This is a genomic window from Pseudomonas sp. SIMBA_068 (assembly GCF_046534705.1).
Taxonomy (GTDB): Bacteria; Pseudomonadota; Gammaproteobacteria; order Pseudomonadales; family Pseudomonadaceae; genus Aquipseudomonas; species Aquipseudomonas putida.
In genome coordinates, this window is record NZ_JAWRYI010001406.1 from 1 (window position 1) to 243 (window position 243).

Here is a 243-nt window from a genome sequence, read left to right on the forward strand (position 1 = left end):
CCCACTTGTCGAAATTTCCTACGCCGAAATTGACCTGATACTCAGCAGGTCGATACTGTATCTATATACAGTTAATTTCAAGGTCGTACCATGACATCCATCCTGGGCCCCATCACCTGCGGTAGCGGTGTTGTTCCACGTTATCTGTTCCGTATCCCGGCAGGCTTTCCGTCACCGGCGGCGGATCACATGGAGCAGCCCATCTCGCTGGACGAACTGTTCAACCTGCGCGCCCCGCACATG

General features: G+C 54.3%; 1 pseudogene. It reads left to right on the plus strand.

Going from position 1 to position 243, the window contains the following annotated elements:
- Nucleotides 1-90 precede the first annotated feature (90 nt).
- Nucleotides 91-243: pseudogene (locus tag SB756_RS34245) on the plus strand (peptidase S24); the annotation flags it as partial.